19 protein-coding genes are annotated in these 18,957 nt (G+C 62.5%); 7 read left to right on the top strand and 12 right to left on the bottom strand.

Annotated elements, in window-relative coordinates; all coding sequences use genetic code 11:
• Positions 1 to 11: 11 nt before the first annotated feature.
• From NX775_RS11175 to NX775_RS11155, 5 genes are read right to left on the bottom strand one after another with little or no spacing between them, the layout of a single operon-like run.
• The gene (locus NX775_RS11175) at positions 12 to 1,337 is read right to left on the bottom strand and encodes a sulfate adenylyltransferase subunit 1 (protein ID WP_258836086.1); all 1,326 of its coding nucleotides are present in this window, start codon (positions 1,335 to 1,337) and stop codon (positions 12 to 14) included.
• Entirely contained in the window at positions 1,337 to 2,269 is a 933-nt protein-coding gene (gene cysD / locus NX775_RS11170; protein ID WP_258836085.1) for a sulfate adenylyltransferase subunit CysD, read from the bottom strand. The genes NX775_RS11175 and cysD overlap by 1 nt, the downstream gene beginning before the upstream one ends.
• Positions 2,270 to 2,293: 24 nt before the next feature.
• Positions 2,294 to 3,010, bottom strand: coding sequence for a phosphoadenylyl-sulfate reductase (locus tag NX775_RS11165; protein WP_258836084.1), 717 nt, complete (start codon positions 3,008 to 3,010; stop codon positions 2,294 to 2,296).
• Positions 3,011 to 3,013: 3 nt separating this feature from the next.
• On the bottom strand, positions 3,014 to 3,571 hold the full coding sequence (locus NX775_RS11160) for a DUF934 domain-containing protein (RefSeq protein WP_258836083.1): 558 nt from the start codon (positions 3,569 to 3,571) through the stop codon (positions 3,014 to 3,016).
• Positions 3,564 to 5,252 (bottom strand): nitrite/sulfite reductase, encoded by a 1,689-nt coding sequence (locus NX775_RS11155; RefSeq protein ID WP_258836082.1) that lies wholly within the window; start codon positions 5,250 to 5,252, stop codon positions 3,564 to 3,566. Before NX775_RS11155 ends, NX775_RS11160 begins: the two co-directional genes overlap by 8 nt.
• A gap of 165 nt (positions 5,253 to 5,417) precedes the next feature.
• Between NX775_RS11155 and NX775_RS11150 the strand changes: the two genes are divergently transcribed.
• The 6 genes from NX775_RS11150 to NX775_RS11125 all read left to right on the top strand — a co-directional run bounded on the left by NX775_RS11150 (position 5,418) and on the right by NX775_RS11125 (position 9,196).
• Positions 5,418 to 6,356: a CysB family HTH-type transcriptional regulator gene (locus tag NX775_RS11150; protein WP_258836081.1), complete on the top strand. Its 939-nt coding sequence runs from the start codon at positions 5,418 to 5,420 to the stop codon at positions 6,354 to 6,356.
• Between the two features lie 29 nt (positions 6,357 to 6,385).
• A complete protein-coding gene (locus NX775_RS11145) occupies positions 6,386 to 7,054 on the top strand; it encodes a class I SAM-dependent methyltransferase (protein ID WP_258836080.1) in 669 nt (222 codons plus the stop codon).
• Positions 7,051 to 7,575 (top strand): GNAT family N-acetyltransferase, encoded by a 525-nt coding sequence (locus tag NX775_RS11140; protein WP_258836079.1) that lies wholly within the window; start codon positions 7,051 to 7,053, stop codon positions 7,573 to 7,575. The genes NX775_RS11145 and NX775_RS11140 overlap by 4 nt, the downstream gene beginning before the upstream one ends.
• 30 nt (positions 7,576 to 7,605) lie before the next feature.
• Positions 7,606 to 8,052, top strand: coding sequence for a YaiI/YqxD family protein (locus NX775_RS11135; protein ID WP_258836078.1), 447 nt, complete (start codon positions 7,606 to 7,608; stop codon positions 8,050 to 8,052).
• A 150-nt stretch (positions 8,053 to 8,202) separates the two neighbouring features.
• Complete coding sequence (locus NX775_RS11130; RefSeq protein WP_258836077.1) at positions 8,203 to 8,772, top strand: hypothetical protein; 570 nt, start codon at positions 8,203 to 8,205, stop codon at positions 8,770 to 8,772.
• A 133-nt stretch (positions 8,773 to 8,905) separates the two neighbouring features.
• Positions 8,906 to 9,196 (top strand): hypothetical protein, encoded by a 291-nt coding sequence (locus tag NX775_RS11125; protein ID WP_258836076.1) that lies wholly within the window; start codon positions 8,906 to 8,908, stop codon positions 9,194 to 9,196.
• Positions 9,197 to 9,313: 117 nt separating this feature from the next.
• Here NX775_RS11125 and NX775_RS11120 read toward each other — a convergent pair whose 3' ends face one another.
• The gene (locus NX775_RS11120) at positions 9,314 to 10,207 is read right to left on the bottom strand and encodes a LysR family transcriptional regulator (protein WP_258836075.1); all 894 of its coding nucleotides are present in this window, start codon (positions 10,205 to 10,207) and stop codon (positions 9,314 to 9,316) included.
• Between the two features lie 146 nt (positions 10,208 to 10,353).
• Here NX775_RS11120 and NX775_RS11115 point away from each other — a divergent pair, with 146 nt between their 5' ends.
• On the top strand, positions 10,354 to 10,791 hold the full coding sequence (locus tag NX775_RS11115; RefSeq protein ID WP_258836074.1) for a PACE efflux transporter: 438 nt from the start codon (positions 10,354 to 10,356) through the stop codon (positions 10,789 to 10,791).
• A gap of 121 nt (positions 10,792 to 10,912) precedes the next feature.
• Here NX775_RS11115 and NX775_RS11110 read toward each other — a convergent pair whose 3' ends face one another.
• The 6 genes from NX775_RS11110 to NX775_RS11085 form a co-directional block, all read right to left on the bottom strand.
• Positions 10,913 to 11,335 carry a hypothetical protein gene (locus NX775_RS11110; protein WP_258836073.1) on the bottom strand — a complete coding sequence of 141 codons (423 nt, stop codon included), beginning with the start codon at positions 11,333 to 11,335 and terminating at the stop codon, positions 10,913 to 10,915.
• A gap of 418 nt (positions 11,336 to 11,753) precedes the next feature.
• Positions 11,754 to 12,794 carry a porin gene (locus tag NX775_RS11105; RefSeq protein WP_258836072.1) on the bottom strand — a complete coding sequence of 347 codons (1,041 nt, stop codon included), beginning with the start codon at positions 12,792 to 12,794 and terminating at the stop codon, positions 11,754 to 11,756.
• 151 nt (positions 12,795 to 12,945) lie between these two features.
• Complete coding sequence (locus tag NX775_RS11100) at positions 12,946 to 14,052, bottom strand: PAS domain-containing sensor histidine kinase (protein WP_258836071.1); 1,107 nt, start codon at positions 14,050 to 14,052, stop codon at positions 12,946 to 12,948.
• Positions 14,053 to 14,169: 117 nt separating this feature from the next.
• Positions 14,170 to 14,931, bottom strand: coding sequence for a LytR/AlgR family response regulator transcription factor (locus NX775_RS11095; protein ID WP_258836070.1), 762 nt, complete (start codon positions 14,929 to 14,931; stop codon positions 14,170 to 14,172).
• A gap of 104 nt (positions 14,932 to 15,035) precedes the next feature.
• Positions 15,036 to 16,319 carry a sensor histidine kinase gene (locus tag NX775_RS11090; protein ID WP_258836741.1) on the bottom strand — a complete coding sequence of 428 codons (1,284 nt, stop codon included), beginning with the start codon at positions 16,317 to 16,319 and terminating at the stop codon, positions 15,036 to 15,038.
• Between the two features lie 206 nt (positions 16,320 to 16,525).
• Entirely contained in the window at positions 16,526 to 18,889 is a 2,364-nt protein-coding gene (locus tag NX775_RS11085) for a sensor domain-containing protein (protein ID WP_258836069.1), read from the bottom strand.
• Positions 18,890 to 18,957: the final 68 nt, after the last annotated feature.

The following is an 18,957-nucleotide window of genomic DNA, read 5'->3' as shown; positions in this document are numbered from 1 at the left end:
CCCCTTCGTTGTTATGCGTCGATGCGGATCATACCTGCGGCCACAGTCTGGTGGGTGACTTCGTCGATCAGGATGAACGCACCCGTCGCGCGGATCGCGTCGTAGGCATCGGCCGCCAGCGGCTGCTGGACGGTCAGTTGCACGCGCGCGATGTCGTTGAGCTTGAGGCCCTCGGCCGGATGGCGCTCTTGCGTGTTCACGTCCAGCAGCGTGTCGATGCGCGCAAACTTGGCCGCCGTCTGGCGCGTGCCGTGCTTGAGCCAGTACTTGCGGCGCAGGTCGAGCGGCTCATCGGCCATCCAGCAGACGTCGGCCGTGACCTGCTTGAGCAAGGTCGCCGGCTGCGTGCTGCCGGCCAGCATGTCGCCACGCGAGACGTCCACGTATTCGTTCAGCACCAGCGTGACCGACTGGCCGGCCGTTGCCGACTGCAGCGAGCCGTCGAACGTGACGATCTCTTTCACCGTCGCGCTCTGGCCGGACGGCTGCACGACCAGCGTATCGCCGACGCCCACGACGCCCGATTCGATGCGGCCCATATAGCCACGGAAGTCCTTGGCCGCATGGCCGTTGTGGCGCGCCACCAGCTGCACCGGGAAGCGGAAGGGCGCGCTGTGCGATTCGTCGTAGACCGACAGCGATTCGAGCAGGTCGATCAGCGTCGGACCGCTGTACCACGGCGTGTTCGTCGATTTTTCCACCACGTTGTCGCCGGTGAGCGCCGACAGCGGAATGGCCGTGATGTCCTTCAGGCCCAGCGACGCGGCGAAATTCTGGTATTCGGCAACGATGCGGTCATAGATCGCCTGGTCGTAACCGATCAGGTCCATCTTGTTGACGGCCACCACGACGTGCTGGATCTGCAGCAGTTTCGCAATCGTCGAATGGCGTTTGGTCTGCGTGAGCAGGTCGACGCCACCGTCTTCGCGCAGCGTGACCTTCGACACGTCGATCAGGATGATGACGGCGTCGGCGGTCGATGCGCCCGTGACCATATTGCGTGTGTACTGCTCGTGGCCCGGCGTGTCGGCGATGATGAACTTGCGCTTGGGCGTGGCGAAGTAGCGGTAGGCCACGTCGATCGTGATGCCCTGTTCGCGTTCGGCTTCGAGGCCGTCGGTCAGCAGCGACAGGTCGATCGTGTCGCCCACTGTGCGCTTGTGCTTGGCGCGCGAGACGGCTGCCAGCTGGTCGGCAAAGATGCCCTTGCTATCGAACAGCAGGCGGCCGATCAGCGTGCTCTTGCCATCGTCAACCGAGCCGGCCGTGATAAAGCGCAGCAGTGAGCGGTTGGCTTTGGTGTCGCCGTTGGCGTTGAGATCAGTCATGGCGTTCATCAGAAGTATCCTGCTTTCTTGCGTTTTTCCATCGAGGCTTCGGAAGTCTGGTCATCCATGCGCGTGGCGCCCCGTTCGGTGATGTCGGTAATCGCCGTCTCGGCAATGATGTCGGCCAGCGAATCGGCGCTGGAGGCCACCGGGCAGGTGCACGAGATATCGCCCACGGTCCGGAAGCGCACGGTGCGGTTCTCGACCGTTTCGCCCTCACGCGCTGGCGTCAGTGGCGTCAGCGGCACCAGGAGGCCATTGCGTTCGATGACGTCGCGCTGGTGCGCGAAATAGATCGACGGCAGTGCCAGTTGTTCGCGGGCGATGTATTGCCACACATCGAGCTCGGTCCAGTTGGAGATCGGGAACACGCGCATGTTTTCGCCCGGATGGACGCGGGTGTTATACAGGTCCCACAGTTCAGGGCGCTGGGCTTTCGGGTCCCACTGGCCGAATTCGTCGCGGAACGAAAAGATGCGTTCCTTGGCACGGGCTTTTTCTTCGTCGCGGCGTGCGCCGCCGATGCAGGCATCAAAGCCGTGCTCGGCGATGGTTTCCAGCAGCGTGACGGCCTGGGCGGCGTTGCGCGAATCGGTGGCCGGGTTGCGCAGGCGCACCGTGCCGCGGCGGATCGATTCTTCGACGCTGCCAACGATCAGGCGCTCGCCCAGCTCAGCGGCGCGGGCGTCGCGGAAGGCAATCACTTCATCGAAGTTGTGGCCGGTATCGATGTGCACGAGCGGGAACGGAAAACTGCCCGGACGGAAGGCTTTCTCGACCAGGCGCAGCAGGACGACCGAGTCCTTGCCGCCCGAGAACAGCAGGGCGGGGTTGCTGCATTCGGCGGCCACTTCGCGCAGGATGTGGATCGCTTCGGACTCCAGCGCGTCCAGGTGGGCGGCGTTTACTTCGTTAAAGATATTCTCGGTAACAGATGTCATGGCGGTGCCTGTTGTTGTTGTGGCTTAGGCAGCCACGGATTTGATGCGGATAAGTTTGCCGTCGACTACGTGCAGCCCGCATTCTTTCGATTCCGGGTTTTCCCACCACCAGCGGCCGGCGCGCACATCTTCGCCGGGCTGCACGGCGCGGGTGCACGGTTCGCAGCCGATCGACGGGAAACCACGATCGTGCAAGGCGTTGTACGGCACATTGTTCGAGCGCAGATACTCCCAGACGTTCTCTTCGCTCCAGTCCGTCAACGGATTGAACTTTTGCATGGCGTGGCTCAGATCGTCTTCCTGCACCGCCAGTTCGGCGCGGGTGGCCGACTGCGCGCGGCGCTGGCCCGTGATCCAGGCGCGCTTGCCGGCCAGCGCGCGACCAAGCGGCTCGACCTTGCGAATGCGGCAGCATTCCTTGCGCATGTCCACGCTCTCGTAGAACGCGTTCAGGCCGTTCTGGGTGACGTAGCGCTCGACCGCCAGCGGGTCGGGGCGAAACAGGGCGATATCGTAGTCGTACGTTTCCTTGACCCGATCAATCATCGCCAGCGTTTCGGCATGCAGCCGGCCTGTCTCGAGCGAGAAGATCGCAATTGGCAATTCTGCCTTCAGGATCAGGTCGGTCAGCACCATGTCTTCGGCCGCCAGGCTCGATGCGAACACGGCTGGCGTGAAATCACGGGCAATACGTTCCAGGATCGCGCTGGTCTCGGCCACGCGACGATGCAGATCGCTCATGGGTTACTCCTGGCTGGCAATGACGCTCGAGGTCGCCGGGGTTTCCCGCGGTACGCGGCGGAACAATGGCACCGGATTGTCGATCGACGCCTGGTAGGTTTCGGAAAACACCGACAAGCCCTTGAGCGCATCGTGGATGCTGCGATCCGGGCGGGTGGCAAATGCGTCGAAGCCGCAGCGCTGCATCTGGAACAGCTGGTCGCGCAGCACGTCGCCGATGGCGCGCAGTTCGCCCGTCCAGCCAAGGCGCCGACGCAGGTTGAAGGCCGTCGAGTAGCCACGCCCATCGGTGAACTTCGGGAAGTCGACCGCGATGACCGCAAAGCGGCCCAGATCGTCCTTGATGCTCTCCGCGCGTTCGTCGGGCGCCAGCCATACGCCGAGCTCGGCGCGCGTCTCCAGCGCAGCGCGCTGGGCCAGCCAGACGGTCAGCGGCACGATGATCTTGCCGGCCGGGACCTCGATCGTCTCGGCTGTATCGGTTTCTGCAAGACGCAGCACGCTCCAGTCGTCGGCGACGACTTCGCGGCCCTTGATGATCTGTGGGTGAGCGTCAAGCATACTGGTCTTCCTTTGCGGGTTCGCCGGCCGGAATCGGCGTGGCATACAGATGTTCCTTGAATGGGGCGATGCCCAGGCGGCCCACGGTGTCGATGAAGCGCTCACCCTCGATCCGGCATTGGACATACGTTTCGAGCAGGCGCCCGATGACTTCCGGCATTTGCGGGGCCGAGAACGACGGGCCGATGATCTTGCCGATGGCCGAGGTGTTGCCCTGTGCGCCGCCGACCGACACCTGGTACCACTCGCTGCCATCCTTGTCCACGCCCAGGATGCCGATGTTGCCGACGTGGTGGTGGCCGCAGGCATTGATGCAGCCCGAGATGTTCAGTTCGATGTCGCCGATGTCGTGCTGGAAGTCCAGATCGTCGAAGCGCTCGGCAATGGCTGCGGCAATCGGCAGCGACTTGGCATTGGCCAGCGAGCAATAGTCGCCCCCCGGGCAGGCAATGATGTCGGTCAGAAGGCCAATGTTCGGCGTGGCCAGGCCCTGCGACTTGAGCAATTGCCACAGCGCGAACAACTGGCTTTGTTCCACATCGGCCAGCACGAGGTTCTGCTCGTGCGTCACGCGCACTTCGCCAAAGCTGAACTGGTCGGCCAGGTCGGCCACGAAATCGAGTTGCCCGTCAGTGGCGTCGCCCGGCGGCACGCCGGTTTTCTTCAGCGACAGCAGCACGGCAGCGTAACCCGGCACCTTGTGCGGCTTGACGTTGCGATCGAGCCAGTTGGCGAATGGTTTGTTGTCCGGCTGTGACGCAGCCACGTCGATCGTCTCGAGCGTGCGATAGGCGTGCGGCTGGAACCACTTGGCGACGCGGTCGAATTCTTCCTGCGTCAGCGTTTCAGGGCCATCCTTCAGGTCGGCCCATTCGGCTTCGACCTGGCGCGTGAATTCCTCGACGCCCATGGCCTTGAGCAAAATCTTGATGCGTGCCTTGTACTTGTTGTCGCGACGACCGTTCTGGTTGTACACGCGCATCACGGCTTCGGTGTAGGTCAGCAGGTGCTGCCATGGCAGGAACTCGCGGATGACGCTGCCCAGGATCGGCGTGCGGCCCATGCCGCCACCGGCCATGAACTTGAAGCCGACTTCGCCAGCTTCGTTGTGCACAACCGTCAGACCGATATCGTGCACGGCGATCGCCGCACGGTCTTCGACGGCGCCATTGATGGCGACCTTGAATTTGCGGGGCAGGGCGGCAAATTCCGGATGGAAGGTGCTCCACTGGCGCAGGATTTCGGCGAACGGGCGCGGATCGATGATCTCATCGGCCGCCACGCCGGCGAATTCGTCGGTGGTGATATTGCGGATGCAATTGCCCGAGGTCTGGATCGCGTGCATCTCGACCGACGCCAGGTCGGTCAGGATGTCCGGGGTCTGCTCCAGCTCGATCCAGTTGTACTGGATGTTCTGGCGCGTGGTGAAGTGGCCGTAGCCACGGTCGTAGGTGCGGGCGATGTGGCCGAACATGCGCACCTGGGCGCTCGAGAGCAGGCCGTATGGCACGGCGACGCGCAGCATGTAGGCGTGGCGCTGCATGTACAGGCCGTTCTGCAGGCGCAGCGGGATGAATTCTTCTTCGAGCAACTCACCGCTCAGGCGGCGCGCCACCTGGTCGCGGTACTGGGCGATGCGCTCGCGCACGATGAGGTGGTCGTACTGGTCGTAACGATACATGGGCTTGTTCCGGTAAGGGCGGATAGTGCACGCCCATTCAATAATGGTCCGATGATACGGAGATCGGCTTATATTCCAAACTACGGATAATTTATTTGCTTATATACGTAACCCGAATAAGCATCTTAAAATGCTGTTCGCAGAGCCAACAAGAATATTTACAGAATGAACCTCCACCAGCTGCGCTTCGTGCGCGAGGCCGTACGCCAGAACTACAACCTGACCGACGCCGCCAAATCGCTGTTTACCTCGCAGCCGGGGGTCTCGAAGGCGATCATCGAGCTGGAAGAAGAGCTGGGCGTCGATATTTTCACGCGCCACGGCAAGCGCATTCGCGGCCTGACCGAGCCGGGCCGGCTGGTGCTGCAGTCGGTCGAGCTGATCATGCAGGAGATCGAAAGCCTCAAGCGCATCGGCAAGGAGTACGCCGCCCACGACAGCGGCAGCTTCACCATTGCCACCACGCACACGCAGGCGCGCTACATGTTGCCGAAAGTGGTGCAGGCCTTCATGCAGAAGTACCCGAAGGTGCGCCTCTCGCTGCTGCAGGGCAATCCGAAGCAGATCGCCGACATGGTCAAGAGCGACCAGGCCGACCTGGCCATCGCCACCGAGGCGATCACGACGATCGACGGCCTGATCACGCTACCGGCCTACCAGTGGGAACACGTGGTGGTGGCGCCGCCCGAGCACCCGCTGTTCAAGTCGCGGGCGATCTCGCTCGAAGAAATCGCCAGCTACCCGATCATCACGTATGATGCCGCCTTCGCCGGGCGCAGCAAGATTGATCACGCCTTCGGCCTGCGCGCCCTGAGCCCGGACGTCCTGCTGGAGGCGATCGACGCCGACGTGATCAAGACCTATGTCGAACTGGGCATGGGCATCGGCATCATCGCCGGCATGGCGTTCGACCCCGAGCGCGACCGCGGCCTGCGTGCGATCCCGGTCGGCCACCTGTTCGGCATGAACACGTCGCGCGTGGCGATCAAGCAGGGCGCCTACCTGCGCAGCTATGTGTACACCTTCATCGAACTGCTGACGCCGACACTGAATCGCAAGATGGTCGAATCGGCCATGCGCGGTGGGGACAATTACGAACTTTGATGCACAACGACATTTCAATGGAAACACCGATGGACAAGAATCCGGTTATCGCCTACTACGACAGCATTGCCGCTCACTATGACAACGCCGCCGCCGAGGTGGCCGACGAGCAGCTGGAAGACCTGGACGAAGCGCGCGAGCAAATTTCCACGCTGCTGGCCGGCCACCGTATCCTGGAACTGGGCTGCGGCAGCGGCGCCTGGACCGAGGTACTGGCCGAGACGGCCGAGTCGATCGTCGCTACCGACGCCAGCGCCGCGATGCTCGAGCTTGCGCAAATGCATGGCGAGGACCTGGACAATGTTGAATACCGCCTGATGGATGCACTGGCGCTGCCGGCCGATCTGGGCACGGGCGACGACAAGTTTACCGCCGTGTTCCTGGGCGGCCTGTGGGCGCACCTGACCCGCAAGCAGCAGGACGACCTGCTGCAATCACTGAAAAAGCGCCTGGGCAAGGACGTGCTGCTGGTGCTGTTCGACGACAACTACGTCGAAGGCGAGAGCGCCGTCACCGTGCGCACCGATTTGCTGGGCAACACCCACGAATTCCAGCTGGACGCCGACGGCAAGCAGCACGAACTTGTCAAGAACTACCCGACCGACAGCGCGCTGCGCAAGCGCGTGGGCGTGGCCGGGCGCGAGATCCGCGTGGCGCGCTGGGAGTTTTACTGGGTGCTGACCTGCCGCTTGAAATGACCGTGTCTTTGCAGCCAGCCGACAGCCGCTTCGCGGTCGAGCGTGCCACACGCGAGAACCAGGCGTTGCTGTTCCGCATGCTGCAGTTCTATTACTTCGAGGCGACCCAGTGGAGCGGCGAAGACTTGCTGGAAGATGGGCTGTACGAGTGCGACCCGGCTGGCGTGGCAAGCTACTGCGAGCCGGACGGCGTGGACGCAGCCTGGCTGTTGAAAGTAGATGGCCACCCGGCCGGTGTCGTGTTGGTCGAATTGATCCCGTTCGAAGGTGGACAGATACGGGAATTGGCCGACCTGTTCGTCATGCCGAAGTACCGCGGTCTCGGCCTGGCCGAGGCTGCCACACGCAAGATCGTGCCCGGTCACGAAGGGCCGTGGTTGTTGTCGGTGTTTCGCAAGGATGAACGTGCGCTGCATTACTGGCAGGGCGCCTTTACGCGGCTGCCGTTCAGGTCGGTCCAGCCCGGGCCACATCATGAGCTTTTTCACCAGTTCATCATCAATGGTGATGTGCCCGGCTGATCTTTCAGAACAACTTACTTCATTCTTATCATGCACATCTGGGTCGATGCCGATGCCTGTCCTGGCGTCATCAAGGACATTCTGTTTCGCGTAGCGGAGCGCACCCAGTTGCCCGTCACGCTGGTGGCGAATCAGTTGATACGCGTGCCGGGCTCGCGCTTCATCCGCGCGTTGCAAGTGCCGGCCGGCGCCGATGTGGCCGATGCCGAGATCGTCGAGCGCGTGAGTCCGGGTGACATCGTCGTCACCGGTGACATTCCGCTGGCGGCGCTGGTGCTGGAGAAGGGCGGCCTGCCGCTCAATCCGCGCGGCGACTGGTACACGAAGGACACGATCGCGCAGCAACTGACGATGCGCGCCTTCATGGAAGAACTGCGTGGCAGCGGCGTCGATACGGGTGGGCCGGCGGCGTTCAGCCAGGCTGACAGCCGCAATTTTGCCAATGCCCTTGATCGCGCGCTGGCAAAGCGGAAATAAATCCTGCTTGCCATGACAGGTCGGCCCAGATGTCGTTGCACAGTATGACAGCGGCATGGAATCAGTCCGGGCCGTAGATTCCGGTCGTGGCTTCTGGTAGGGTAGTCCGCTTGTACCTGCAATCTGCGCCAGTGGCGGAGCGTCGGCCACTTGATCGACTTGCCATCCGGGGGAATCATGCCAGCCGTTTCAGTCAGCGATCGCCGCATCCTGCTTACGTTGCTCGCGTTTGGCGCCGAAGCCGGCATCCTGGCATGGGAATATCTGAACGGTGGCGTTCGGTCCCACCACCTGCTGGCCAATCCGGATCTGCCCGCTGTCTCGAACTGGTGGGGACTGCTCCTGATTCCGCTGTTGACGTGGTGGACCATGACCCAGTTGCGCCGCCGCAGTGAGCGCAGCGCTCAGTACAGCGCGAAGGGGTTTGCAGCGCTGGCCGCATTCGTATGTGCCCTGGCTTATGGCCTCGTATTGTCGCTCCTGTTCTCGCACGGCAGCACGCTGGTTGACTATGCTTTCTTCGGTCTGCTGGCCCTGGCCCTCGTGCTGCGCCTGTGGCATGGCGAGTATGTGCTTGGATTCGTTTTCGGCATGGGGTTCGTGATCGGGCCGATCTTGCCAGCACTATTCGGCGCCATGGTCGCGCTGTTTTCATGGATGGTGCATACCGCGTGGCGCGTGCTATGGCGCAAGGTCCGCGCCAGGCGCGCTCTAGCATGACTAAGCAGATCATCGCTCCACCCAATAAATGTAAGCATTTGTTAAGTCGGTCAACAGAATGGCAAGCTCATCGTTGATTGGTCAGTAGCATGGAAAACATGCACTTCCAAACCACCACCCAAGGAGCTGCACCATGAAAAAATTGACTGTTACCCTGATTGCAGGTCTGTTTGCCACCGCTGCCTTCGCCCAGACGCCAGCCACGCATTCGTCGTCAGCGACGCCAGAAGCACACGCCACGACGGACACCAAGACCCCGAAAGCTACATTTGTCCCTAACGAGAATCTGAAGGGCAGCACGCAAACCGACGGCAAGCTGGTCAAGAAGGTCAGCAAGGCCGATGCGAAAGCGGTAGCACAAGCCGACAAGGAAGCCAAGGCAACGGCGAAAGCCGAGAGCAAGGACGACGTCAAGGCAAAGTAAGGGCGCGGGGAGCGGTGCAAACCGGGACCCACAGAACACCTGTATCAGAGGCGGCAAGAACCGATCATCGTTTGGCCGCATAAAAGAACCCGCGAGTGTCGCGGGTTTTTTTACGCATCAACCTTCGCCCTCGTGGTACTGCGCGAACAGCAGCCCCACGAAATCGACCACCGCCCTGACGCGCGCAGTCGTTCGCACCGTGCGATGCATCGAGAGCCAGATCGCCTGATCTAATTCGGGAATATGCGGGATTGCCGTGACGAGGCCATGTGCTTCGCTTGCCAGAAACGAGGCCAGCACACCCAGACCGGCGCCGTGCGTTACACCATCAAGGATGCCAAGGCCATAGCTGCAGCGCATCCAGGGTGCAGGCGCACCGGGCAGCGCCCGTAGCCACTGATCGGACTGGAACTCGGCACGTGGCTCGTCGAAGCCCACGAATGGCACGCCTGTCCAGTTCTGGTTCGCTATGGCCTCGGCATAACGCGTTGCGATCGCCTGGCTGCCATACAGTCCAAACGACAGCGTGCCGACCTGGCGCGCCACGAGGTCGAGCTGTTCGGGCCGGTAAGGACGAATTGCGATATCGGCTTCGCGCCGTGCCAGGTTATAGGGCCGGTGGGAGGTAACGATCTCGACCTCCACATCCGGATAGGCGTCATGGAACGGTGCAAAGCGGGTAGTGAGGAAGTACGAGAGCCATTCGTCGGTATTGATGCGTACCACGCCCGACGCAGAACTTGCATTCTGTCGCGCCTGTGCATGCTCGACTTCCAGCGCGATATCGCTCATCTGTTCGGCCAGTGCGAACATGTCCACGCCAAACGTCGTTGGAACGCAACCACCTTGATGGCGCTCGACAAGCTTCTGGCCGACCGCCTCCTCGAGCTGGTCGAGCCTTCGCGACAGTGTGGCAGGGCTCAATCCCGCCCTTCGCGCCGCACCGCGCAACGTGCCTTCTTGTGCGATGAGTGCCAGCAAGCGCAGGTCGTCCCAGTTCAAGTGTTTCATATTTGCACCATGATGCCTCAGTTTCTTGGCTATGTGTGCATTTATAGACTATGGGATGATCTTGCCTTGCTTTGCCGGTCCAGCGTTTGAACGTACTGCTCAACATCTGCCTGCCATAAGCCCCACCAACAATAACAAGGATTTACATGCGTACATTCGCCGATCGCGTGCGGCACGCGCTTCTTTTCGAGGCAGTGGCTCTGGCCATCTTTATCCCGGGATCTGCCGTCTTGTTCGACCAGCCCGTGCAGGACATGGGCGTCATCGGCATTTTCTCGGCCACGATCGCCACACTCTGGAATTTCGTGTTCAACGTTGGATTTGACCGCGCCATGCTGCGTCTGCGCGGCAGCGTCGAAAAGACGATGGCGATACGGGTCACGCATACCTTTCTGTTCGAAGCCGGCCTGGTTGCCATGCTGATCCCGCTGATCGCCTGGTATCTGGGGATTGGCCTGTGGGCTGCGCTACTGATGGATATTGCTATCGTGACGTTTTATCTGGTCTACGGCTTTCTGTTCAATCTTGCCTATGACCGTTTGTTTCCAGTCGTCAGCGTGGCGGCGCCCGCGCAGCCCTGCTGAATATCGCCAAATGTCCGGAACGTCTGGTTGGGAATAACGCGGCAACCCGCTGTATTGAGAAGCCGCATTATGATTGATCGGCAGAGGCCTTGGCTGGGCAGTGGCCAGTCATGGTCCTTCACTAGTGCTGCGCAACAGCCGATGAGATCACCACCATATCAGCAAAGCGCGGGTCTGGCGCGTAGGTCATGAGCATGTCGTCGCCGAATTCGCCACGATTGAATTCCATGGTGACTCGGCCATCTCCCGACACGAATTTATAGGGGGCGACAGCAAGCAGACGCATCGGTTGCTGTTTATCGATTTTAGTCTCGATCGTGCGGGTGCCTGGTCGTACTTTCAGGCGCCAGCCATTCGCCAGGTCGTAGGTTCCGGCAATTTGCCGGGCTTGTTCTTCCTGGATCCGAACCGGCTTTGCTGCTGCGCTGACAACCACGGACGTGACTGGCGCCGTGTCACTTTGTGGATAAGGCCAGGACTGCGCGCCAGCAGTCGAAGCGAGAAGAAGCAGGGTTGCGGGAAGCAAAACAGATGAAATGCGCATGATATTTCCTTATGAAATATAGGTAGTGACGCCTGTTCTGGCGTTGCGCAAGAAGGGCGTGATGCCTGTCGTCGGGAAAAACATTGACCACGTTTGAGGCTGTCGTGAGTCAGAGTGGAGTTTAGGTCGGGTGATTTGAACGGCAAGCGTAAAACCATGATCCTGACTAAATTGACTATTGGCGCAAAAAGTTAGATGCAAACGACATGACACGCGATTCGTCTGGTCGTTTTCAGATTCGTATCAAATCCAGAGAGCCGAGCGGTAACCTCGCGCAAAGGCGAGGCAGGCACCAGATCAGATGGCAACGACCGGACAATGAAAAATGCCGGCAGCGCCGGCATTAAAAATTCCCACAAACGCAGGAACTGAGAGCGTCCGTCACACGCCGCCGTTGGCGGCATGTGCGGCGCCATGCTTAGAACGCGTGACGGATACCGACGGTCAGCACCGATGGATCGGCGCTCAGGGCGCTGATGGCCGGGTTGGTCGAGACCGGGGTCACGTTGTTCGACGATGCGTTGATGCCGAACGCGGCGCGGTTGTTGTTGCTCAGCTGGGCGTAGGTACCGTAGAAGTTGGTGCGCTTTGACAGCGTGTAGGTGTACGACACGGCCACGGTGTTGCCTTTGGCGCCGTTGTTCAGCTTTTGCTGCTGGAAGTTCAGGAAGAACTTGTTCGCGCCCAGTGCGTACGACGCGCCGATGTTGGCGTTCTTGTACTCGACGCCGTTAGTGGCGGTGGTGCCTTCCAGTTCGGCTTCCAGGTAGTTACCCTTGATTTCGAAGTCGCCGAATTTGTAGCCGGCGCCAAATGCCATTTCCTTGTCGTCGCCCGAGGCCAGGCGCTCGATGGCGTGGTAACCGGCGCCCAGGTACAGGCCGCCGATCTTGTATTCCAGCGCGATGCCCAGCAAGTCGCCCGATGGTTCCACGGCTTTTTCAGCGGTCGAGTAGGCGGCGTTGACGACGAAGCCCGACAGGTCGTTCGATTTGTAGTTGATCGAGTTCGACAGACGACGGGTCAGACGGTTGGTGCCGAAGGCCGACAGGTTGCTGCCGTACATGCCCTGGCCGTTGATGTCCGATGCGGCGGCGACAGCAGCGATTGGCGAGTACTCGCGGCCCAGGGTCACGGTACCGAAGTTGCCTTGCAGGCCGACCACGGCGCGGCGGCCGAAGGTTTGCGTGTCGGTGGCGCCGGTGTCCAGCGCAACGCCGGCTTCGATGTTGAACAGGGCTTTCAGGCCATTGCCGAGATCTTCGGTACCGCGGAAGCCCAGACGGCTGCTCGACTGGTTGCCCGAGCTGACGGTGGTACGACGGTCTTCACCCGGCACATCGGTGTCCTCGAGAGCGACGGCCGCGTCCATCACGCCATAGATCTGGACGTTGGTTTGGGCGGATGCGAACAGTGGCAGGGATGACAGCACGGCGGCGGCCAGGAACTTATACTTCATGAAGATCTCCAGTGTGGTTTCGACAAGATGTTGAGTTTGTAATCAACTCAGATCGACAGCGATCTTATCGAGACTATGTGTCGAGTTCATGACAGCTTGGCACTGTTGTTTTTATGCAATAGGACGATCATCGCGCCCGATTCTTCATGCATCAAACCACGTGGCCTGCAATGGGCAGCACGATATCGATGCGCGTTCCTGGCGGCTCGTCGGCGCCGATCGTGATGTCGCCCTGCATGGCCCAGACCCGCTCGCGCATGCCGATCAGGCCCAGCGATTCGGCCTTGCCCATGTCTTGCGCGCGGATGCCCCGGCCGTCGTCCTGGATCGTCAGCAGCAGGTCGCCATTGGTGCGGTACAGGTTTACGCACACGTGTCGCGCGCCCGCATGGCGCGCGATATTGGTCAGTGCTTCTTGCACGATGCGAAAGATGGCGGTGCTGGCCGCATCGTCCAGCCGCAATTCGGCTTCGTCGGCGAGGACGGTGCAAGCGATGCCGTGGCGTTCGGTGAATTCGTCGCGCAAGCCCTGCAGCGCGAAGTACAGGCCGCCTTCGTCGAGGGCGCGCGGGCGCAGGTTGGTGGCGATCCGGCGCAGCGATGCGATGGCCGTGAGCAGATTGCTTTCCATGCCGCCGAGCAGGGGCGTGCTGGCCTCGGGCAAACGCTCGACCCGCGCCAGCAGCGTGAGGTCCATCCGCAGCGAGGCGAGCAGTTGCCCGAGGTCGTCGTGCAGCTCGCGCGCGATATGCGTGCGCTCTTCTTCGCGGATGCTTTGCAGTGCCGACGACAACTGGCGCAGCTGGTCGTGCGAGCGCGCCAGCGTCTGCTGGACCAGGTGGCGCTCGGACACATCGCGCAGGATCACCGTGTAGATCGGCCGGCCTTCGTGCTCGACGCTCGAGATCGACCCTTCAATGGGGAAGCGTTCGCCGTCGCTGCGGATGCCCGTGACGGCGTAGTCGGTGGCGCGCCGGCCGGCGCGACCGAGGCCGGCGGGAAAATAATCGGGCGGGGTGCGGGCATCGGCGCCGGGTGCGACGATGAAGCGCGCGAGCGGGCTGCCCTGCAGGCTGGCCACGCCCGTATCGAACATGCGCGCCGCCGCCGGGTTGGCCAGCAGGATCGTGTTGTCGTGGCCGACTGACAGGATGGCGTCGCTGGCGCTGTGCAGGATGCGCCGGCTGTCGCAGGCGTGCGCGGCGCGCTGGTCAAGGCTGCGGTTGCGCCGCAGGTGCATCGTGCGCTGGAGTTTCATGCGGGCAGGGGCGAGAAGGCCACGGGCGTGGGCCGGACCTTCTACACTACGCGTCCGCCCCGGCGGGGCCTTGAGAGGTCACAAGGCGCGCAATAGCACGCGCGCCCCGCAACGCTGTCACATCTGCTTGAACAGGTGCAAAAAACTGCGGCTGACTTCGAGCTTTTCGGGCCGGCCCTTGACCATCACGAGGTGACGGCCACGGATATCGCGCGTCACGCCTTCGATGGCATTGACGTTGACCAGTGTCGCGCGGTGGATTTGCCAGAACAACGAAGGATCGAGCTCATCGGCCAGGTCACGCACCGGCTTGCGGATCAGCGCCTCGAAGCCGCTCGTCTGCACGCTGGTGTATTTCTCGTCCGAGCGGAAGAACAGGATGTCTTCGACGGGAATCATGCGCAGGTCCTGGCCGATGCTGGCCTGAATCCATTGCAGATGCTTCGGCTTGGGCGAGGCGATCTTTTCGGCCAGCTGGCTCAGCATGGCGCTGACGCTGTCGTTCACATTGGCCGGCGGCCGCTCCAGGCGCTCCTTCAGGCGGTCGACAGTCACCCGCAAGCGGTCCGGCTCGGTCGGCTTGAGGACGTAATCGATGGCGCCGCGCTCGAACGCCTCCACCGCGTACTGGTCGTAGGCCGTGACGAACACGACCAGACTCGTGTCGCCGATGTCGCGCGCCGCTTCCATGCCGGTCTTGCCCGGCATGCGGATGTCCAGAAACGTCAGGTCAGGCTTGAGTTCGCCCACCAGTTGCACCGCCTCGTCACCATTTTTCGCTTCGCCGACGATCTGCAGTTCGGGCCAGGCGTCCTGCAGGCGCATGCGCAGCTGGTCGCGCATCAGTCTTTCGTCATCGGCAATGATTGCGGTGGGCATGGTGGTCTCTTGAGCGTGTTGTTATGAAAATATGATTGAATGATTATTCAATGAAACTGATTTACAGGCAAGCGATCGATCGCCGCTGCCCGCCTGCCAGCTGATTACTTGGACAACTGGTACGGCACTTCGATCGTCGCGATCACGCCGCTCGGGCTGTTGGCGCCGATATGCAGCCAGCCGGCCTCGCCATGCAGCAGCTTCAGGCGTTCGCGGATCGTCTGCAGGCCCAGTCCGGTGCCGTCGCTCGGCATCACGCCAAAGCCCACGCCGTCGTCGGCCACGGTCACGCGCAGGCGGCTGTCGACGACCTCGGCGACGATGTTCAGGGTGCCGCCTTCAGGTTTGCATTCCAGCCCGTGCTTGATGGCGTTTTCGACCATCGACTGCAGCATCATCGGCGGGAAGGCCGCGCTGCGCAGGCCGTCCGGCACGCGCAGGTTGACGCTCAGGCGTTCTTCCATCCGCATCTTGAGAAGGTCCAGGTAGGCATTGACCATGTCGACCTCACGCCCCAGGCCCGTCACCACGGCGTTGTCGCGCATTTGCGGCAGCACCGCGCGCAGGTACTGGATCAGGCTGCGCTGCATGGCCGACGCGCGCGGCGGATCGACGCGGATCAGGTGCTCGACCGACGCCAGCGTGTTGAATAAAAAGTGCGGCTCGACCTGTGCCTGCATCATCTGCATTTTGGTTTCCATCAGCTGGCGCTGCATCGCCTCGCGCTCGGCGGCCGCGTTGGCCACCTGGGCTTCAGCATCGGCGCGCTTCTTGCCGCCGACCAGCGCCTTGGTGCCGAACAGCGCCAGCAGCAACAGCACGACAAAGTTCATGAACCAGGTAGATGCCTGCTTGTGATAGCGCGACACTTTTTGCTCGGCGGCGTCTTCGACGGCGGCCTCGATGGCGTTCGACAATTCTTCGCCAATTTGCGGCGGCAGTTCGATGTGGACCGAGTCACTGTTCGGCGAAATGTTCACGGCGCCAGCGGTCGAGGAGGGTGCCGTCGCCGTCACTGGCGGGCCCGGTGGTGCATCGGGTGTGTCCGGCACGGCGGGGACTTCGGGCGTTTCCGGTGTCGTTGCCGGGACCGGCTCGGCCGCGCGGGTCCGGGTGCGGGGATTGAAACGGATGCCGCTCTCGTCGATCAGGATGCTGGCGTCGCTGCGGCGGCCGGATTCGCGCTCGGCGCGGGCGATTTCTTCTTCGGCCGGGCCGTTGAACAGTTCTTCCTGCAGGATGCCGGCAGCGGTCAGCGTCAGGCCGGCAAAAAGAAGAAACTTCCACCATGACAGCTGGGTGACCCAGGTCGCCACGCCGTCGAAGGCGCGGTAGAGCCAGGACAGGGTGCCGGCCAGATGGTGCTGTGTCGTGCTGCGTGCTTGCATGGCGTCGTCGATCGTCGGAGGATGTTGCATCGGCCCGAAGCGGCGGCCGTTGGAATGATGCAACTTTAACGCGCGGGGCGCGTCAGGGCCAGTATCCTGCGACAGCCTGCACAAATCGGGGAATGGACGGGGTGGGTGTTCTGATGACGTTGACTATCTGGCGGCATCGACGTTCGTTGAACGCGTGGACGGGGGACCCGTCCACCCTACAACGCATGTTGCCGGTCCTTGAGGAAAGCGCGCGCGGCGGCGGCCGACAACGGCGCGCTGAACCATTGCCCCTGCATCTGGTCGCAGCCGTGGCTGCGCAAAAAGTCGACCTGCGCCTCGGTTTCGACCGCCTCGCCCACCACGGTGATGTCGAGGTTGTGGCCGATGTCGATCAGGGTCCGGGCGAGCGCGCCGTTGCGGCCGTGGTCGGCGATGTCGTGCACAGCCTTGCGTGACAGTTTCACCTGACGCACCGATAACTGCTGCAGGAACGCCAGATCGGACATCCCTTGCCCGAACTGGTCGACCGACAGCATTGCGCCTGTCGCGCGCAGTTGCACCGAGAGGTCGCGCCCCAGGCCCGGGTTGCGGATCAGGTCAGCTTCGGGGATTTCGATTTCGAGGCTTCCGGGCGGTAACCCGGCCTCTTGCATGCGGCGGGCGATGCCGGCGATGAAATCGGGCCGGCTGTATTCGCGGTGCGTCACGTTCACTGCCACCGGCAAGCCGGCGTAACCGGCGCTGCGCAGGTCGCGGGCGAAGGCGCAGGCCTGGTCCAGCACCCAGCCGCCGATCTCGACAATTTGCCCGCTTTCTTCGGCTTCGGCCAGGAAAGACGCCGGCAGCATCACGCCATGCTCGGGATGGCGCCAGCGCAGCAGGGCCTCAAACCCCCGCACCTTGCCGCTGTGCGCTTCCATCCGGGGCTGGAACAACAGGAACAGCTGATCGTCCTCGAGTGCGCTGCGCATGCTGTCGGCCAGTGCGGTGCGCGCTGCGCTGACGTCGTGCATTTCGCGGGAATGAAAGTGTACGCCGCCGCCATGGCGCTTGGCGCGGTGCATTGCCATGTCGGCGGCGCGGATCAGGTCAGCCGTCGTCGCGCCATCGTGCGGGTAGGCCGCCACGCCCAGGCTCGCGCCCACGGCGATGTCGTTGCCGCCAAACGAGACCGGCATGATCAATGCGCGCCGTAACCGTTCGACCATGCGCAGCGTGAAGCGCAGTGTCGGCTGGTCGACCAGCACCATCGCAAACTCATCGCCTGCCATGCGCGCCACCGTATCGCTGTCGCGCACGGCTGCCTGCAAGCGCCGCGCCACGACCTTGAGCACGGCGTCGCCCGCATCGTGGCCGAAGGTGTCGTTGATGGCTTTGAAGCCGTCCAGGTCGATCAGCACTGTGGCCACCAGCGTCTGGTGGCGCTGAGCCAGGTGCAGGGCATGGTCAAGCCGGTCGCGCAACAGCGTGCGGCTGGCAAGGCCCGTCAGGCTGTCATGGTTGACGTCGTGCCCGAGATTGTCGGTGCGCTGCTTGCTGGCGGTGACGTCGTTGATGATGCCGATGAAGTGGGTGACCTTGCCATTGTCGTCGTGCACGGGCGTGATATGCAGGTCATTCCAGAACAGTTCGCCATTCTTGCGCAGGTTACGCAGCACGACGTGCACCGAGCGGTGTTCGCGCAGCGCCCGGCGCATGCGGCTGCGTTCGTCGGCGTCCAGCCCGGGCGCCGCCATGAAGCGCGAATCGCGCCCGATGACTTCGTCGGCGCTGTAACCGGTGATGTGTTCAAAGGCGGGATTGACGTACTCGATCAGGTGGTCGGGCCCCCCATCGTGGGCGATGATCACGCCATTGCGGGCCGCATTGAGCGCGCGCCGGTACAGGGCCAGCTGGCGCTCGCGTGCGCGCTGGCGCGAAATGTCGATGCCCATGCCGAAGATGTACTGGCCCCCGTTGCAGTCGATGCGCGCGCCGCGCAGCAGCATCGGTGTTTCGCGGCCACTGCGCGAAACGTAGTCGGTTTCCAGGGCGATCTCGGTGTTGTTGTCGAACATGGCCTCGACCTGTCTGAGCGCGCCGGGGCGGTCGCGCGGGTCGAGCATGGCGATGCCGTTGGCGGCGGCGATCTCGTCTGGCATCATTTCGCATAGCCGCTCGAGGTTATGGTTCCATAGCAGGACGCGGCCTTCGCGGTTCATGATGTAGAAGGTGCCTGGCAGCAGGTCGACGACGGCGGACAGTGGTGTCGCGCCGAGCCGCTCGCCTTCCGATACGCTGATCACTGCCGGGATGATGGTGATGCTGTAGCCGAGCGGGGCGCCGTCGCGGCCAGTCTGCAACACGAGGTGGAGGTTGGCAGGGCGGGGGCCGGCACTGGTCGCCAATGTGGTCTGGCTCTGAGCGGCGCCTTGCAAGACTGTCCAGCTGGCGCCGTCGAGCAGGCTGGCAACCGGCTGACCGATGACATCGGCTGCAGCATGACCGAACAACGCGGCGCACGCCGGGTTCCAACTGGTGATGGTGCCCGCTTGATCAGCCAGGAAGCTGACCTGCTCGGCAGGGGCAAACGTTGACATGTCGGGCCGCCTCTCTCGCATCGCGCTGCGTCGGTTGCGCGCATGCTTTCAGCTTATACCCGTTCAAC

It is taken from the genome of Massilia aurea (assembly GCF_024753205.1).
Classification (GTDB): Bacteria; Pseudomonadota; Gammaproteobacteria; order Burkholderiales; family Burkholderiaceae_D; genus Telluria; species Telluria aurea.
This window is presented reverse-complemented; position numbering and strand designations above follow the sequence as displayed.

What these genes read in the sequence shown, in the direction of transcription:
- NX775_RS11140 (WP_258836079.1), top strand. Translation starts at nt 7,051, where the DNA reads ATGACCGTGTCTTTGCAGCCAGCCGACAGCCGCTTCGCGGTCGAGCGT.
- NX775_RS11095 (WP_258836070.1), bottom strand. Translation starts at nt 14,931, where the DNA reads ATGCCCACCGCAATCATTGCCGATGACGAAAGACTGATGCGCGACCAG.
- NX775_RS11090 (WP_258836741.1), bottom strand. Translation starts at nt 16,319, where the DNA reads ATGCAAGCACGCAGCACGACACAGCACCATCTGGCCGGCACCCTGTCC.
- NX775_RS11110 (WP_258836073.1), bottom strand. Translation starts at nt 11,335, where the DNA reads ATGCGCATTTCATCTGTTTTGCTTCCCGCAACCCTGCTTCTTCTCGCT.
- NX775_RS11120 (WP_258836075.1), bottom strand. Translation starts at nt 10,207, where the DNA reads ATGAAACACTTGAACTGGGACGACCTGCGCTTGCTGGCACTCATCGCA.
- NX775_RS11115 (WP_258836074.1), top strand. Translation starts at nt 10,354, where the DNA reads ATGCGTACATTCGCCGATCGCGTGCGGCACGCGCTTCTTTTCGAGGCA.
- NX775_RS11175 (WP_258836086.1), bottom strand. Translation starts at nt 1,337, where the DNA reads ATGAACGCCATGACTGATCTCAACGCCAACGGCGACACCAAAGCCAAC.
- NX775_RS11125 (WP_258836076.1), top strand. Translation starts at nt 8,906, where the DNA reads ATGAAAAAATTGACTGTTACCCTGATTGCAGGTCTGTTTGCCACCGCT.
- cysD (WP_258836085.1), bottom strand. Translation starts at nt 2,269, where the DNA reads ATGACATCTGTTACCGAGAATATCTTTAACGAAGTAAACGCCGCCCAC.
- NX775_RS11100 (WP_258836071.1), bottom strand. Translation starts at nt 14,052, where the DNA reads ATGAAACTCCAGCGCACGATGCACCTGCGGCGCAACCGCAGCCTTGAC.
- NX775_RS11150 (WP_258836081.1), top strand. Translation starts at nt 5,418, where the DNA reads ATGAACCTCCACCAGCTGCGCTTCGTGCGCGAGGCCGTACGCCAGAAC.
- NX775_RS11155 (WP_258836082.1), bottom strand. Translation starts at nt 5,252, where the DNA reads ATGTATCGTTACGACCAGTACGACCACCTCATCGTGCGCGAGCGCATC.
- NX775_RS11165 (WP_258836084.1), bottom strand. Translation starts at nt 3,010, where the DNA reads ATGAGCGATCTGCATCGTCGCGTGGCCGAGACCAGCGCGATCCTGGAA.
- NX775_RS11160 (WP_258836083.1), bottom strand. Translation starts at nt 3,571, where the DNA reads ATGCTTGACGCTCACCCACAGATCATCAAGGGCCGCGAAGTCGTCGCC.
- NX775_RS11145 (WP_258836080.1), top strand. Translation starts at nt 6,386, where the DNA reads ATGGACAAGAATCCGGTTATCGCCTACTACGACAGCATTGCCGCTCAC.
- NX775_RS11135 (WP_258836078.1), top strand. Translation starts at nt 7,606, where the DNA reads ATGCACATCTGGGTCGATGCCGATGCCTGTCCTGGCGTCATCAAGGAC.
- NX775_RS11105 (WP_258836072.1), bottom strand. Translation starts at nt 12,794, where the DNA reads ATGAAGTATAAGTTCCTGGCCGCCGCCGTGCTGTCATCCCTGCCACTG.
- NX775_RS11085 (WP_258836069.1), bottom strand. Translation starts at nt 18,889, where the DNA reads ATGTCAACGTTTGCCCCTGCCGAGCAGGTCAGCTTCCTGGCTGATCAA.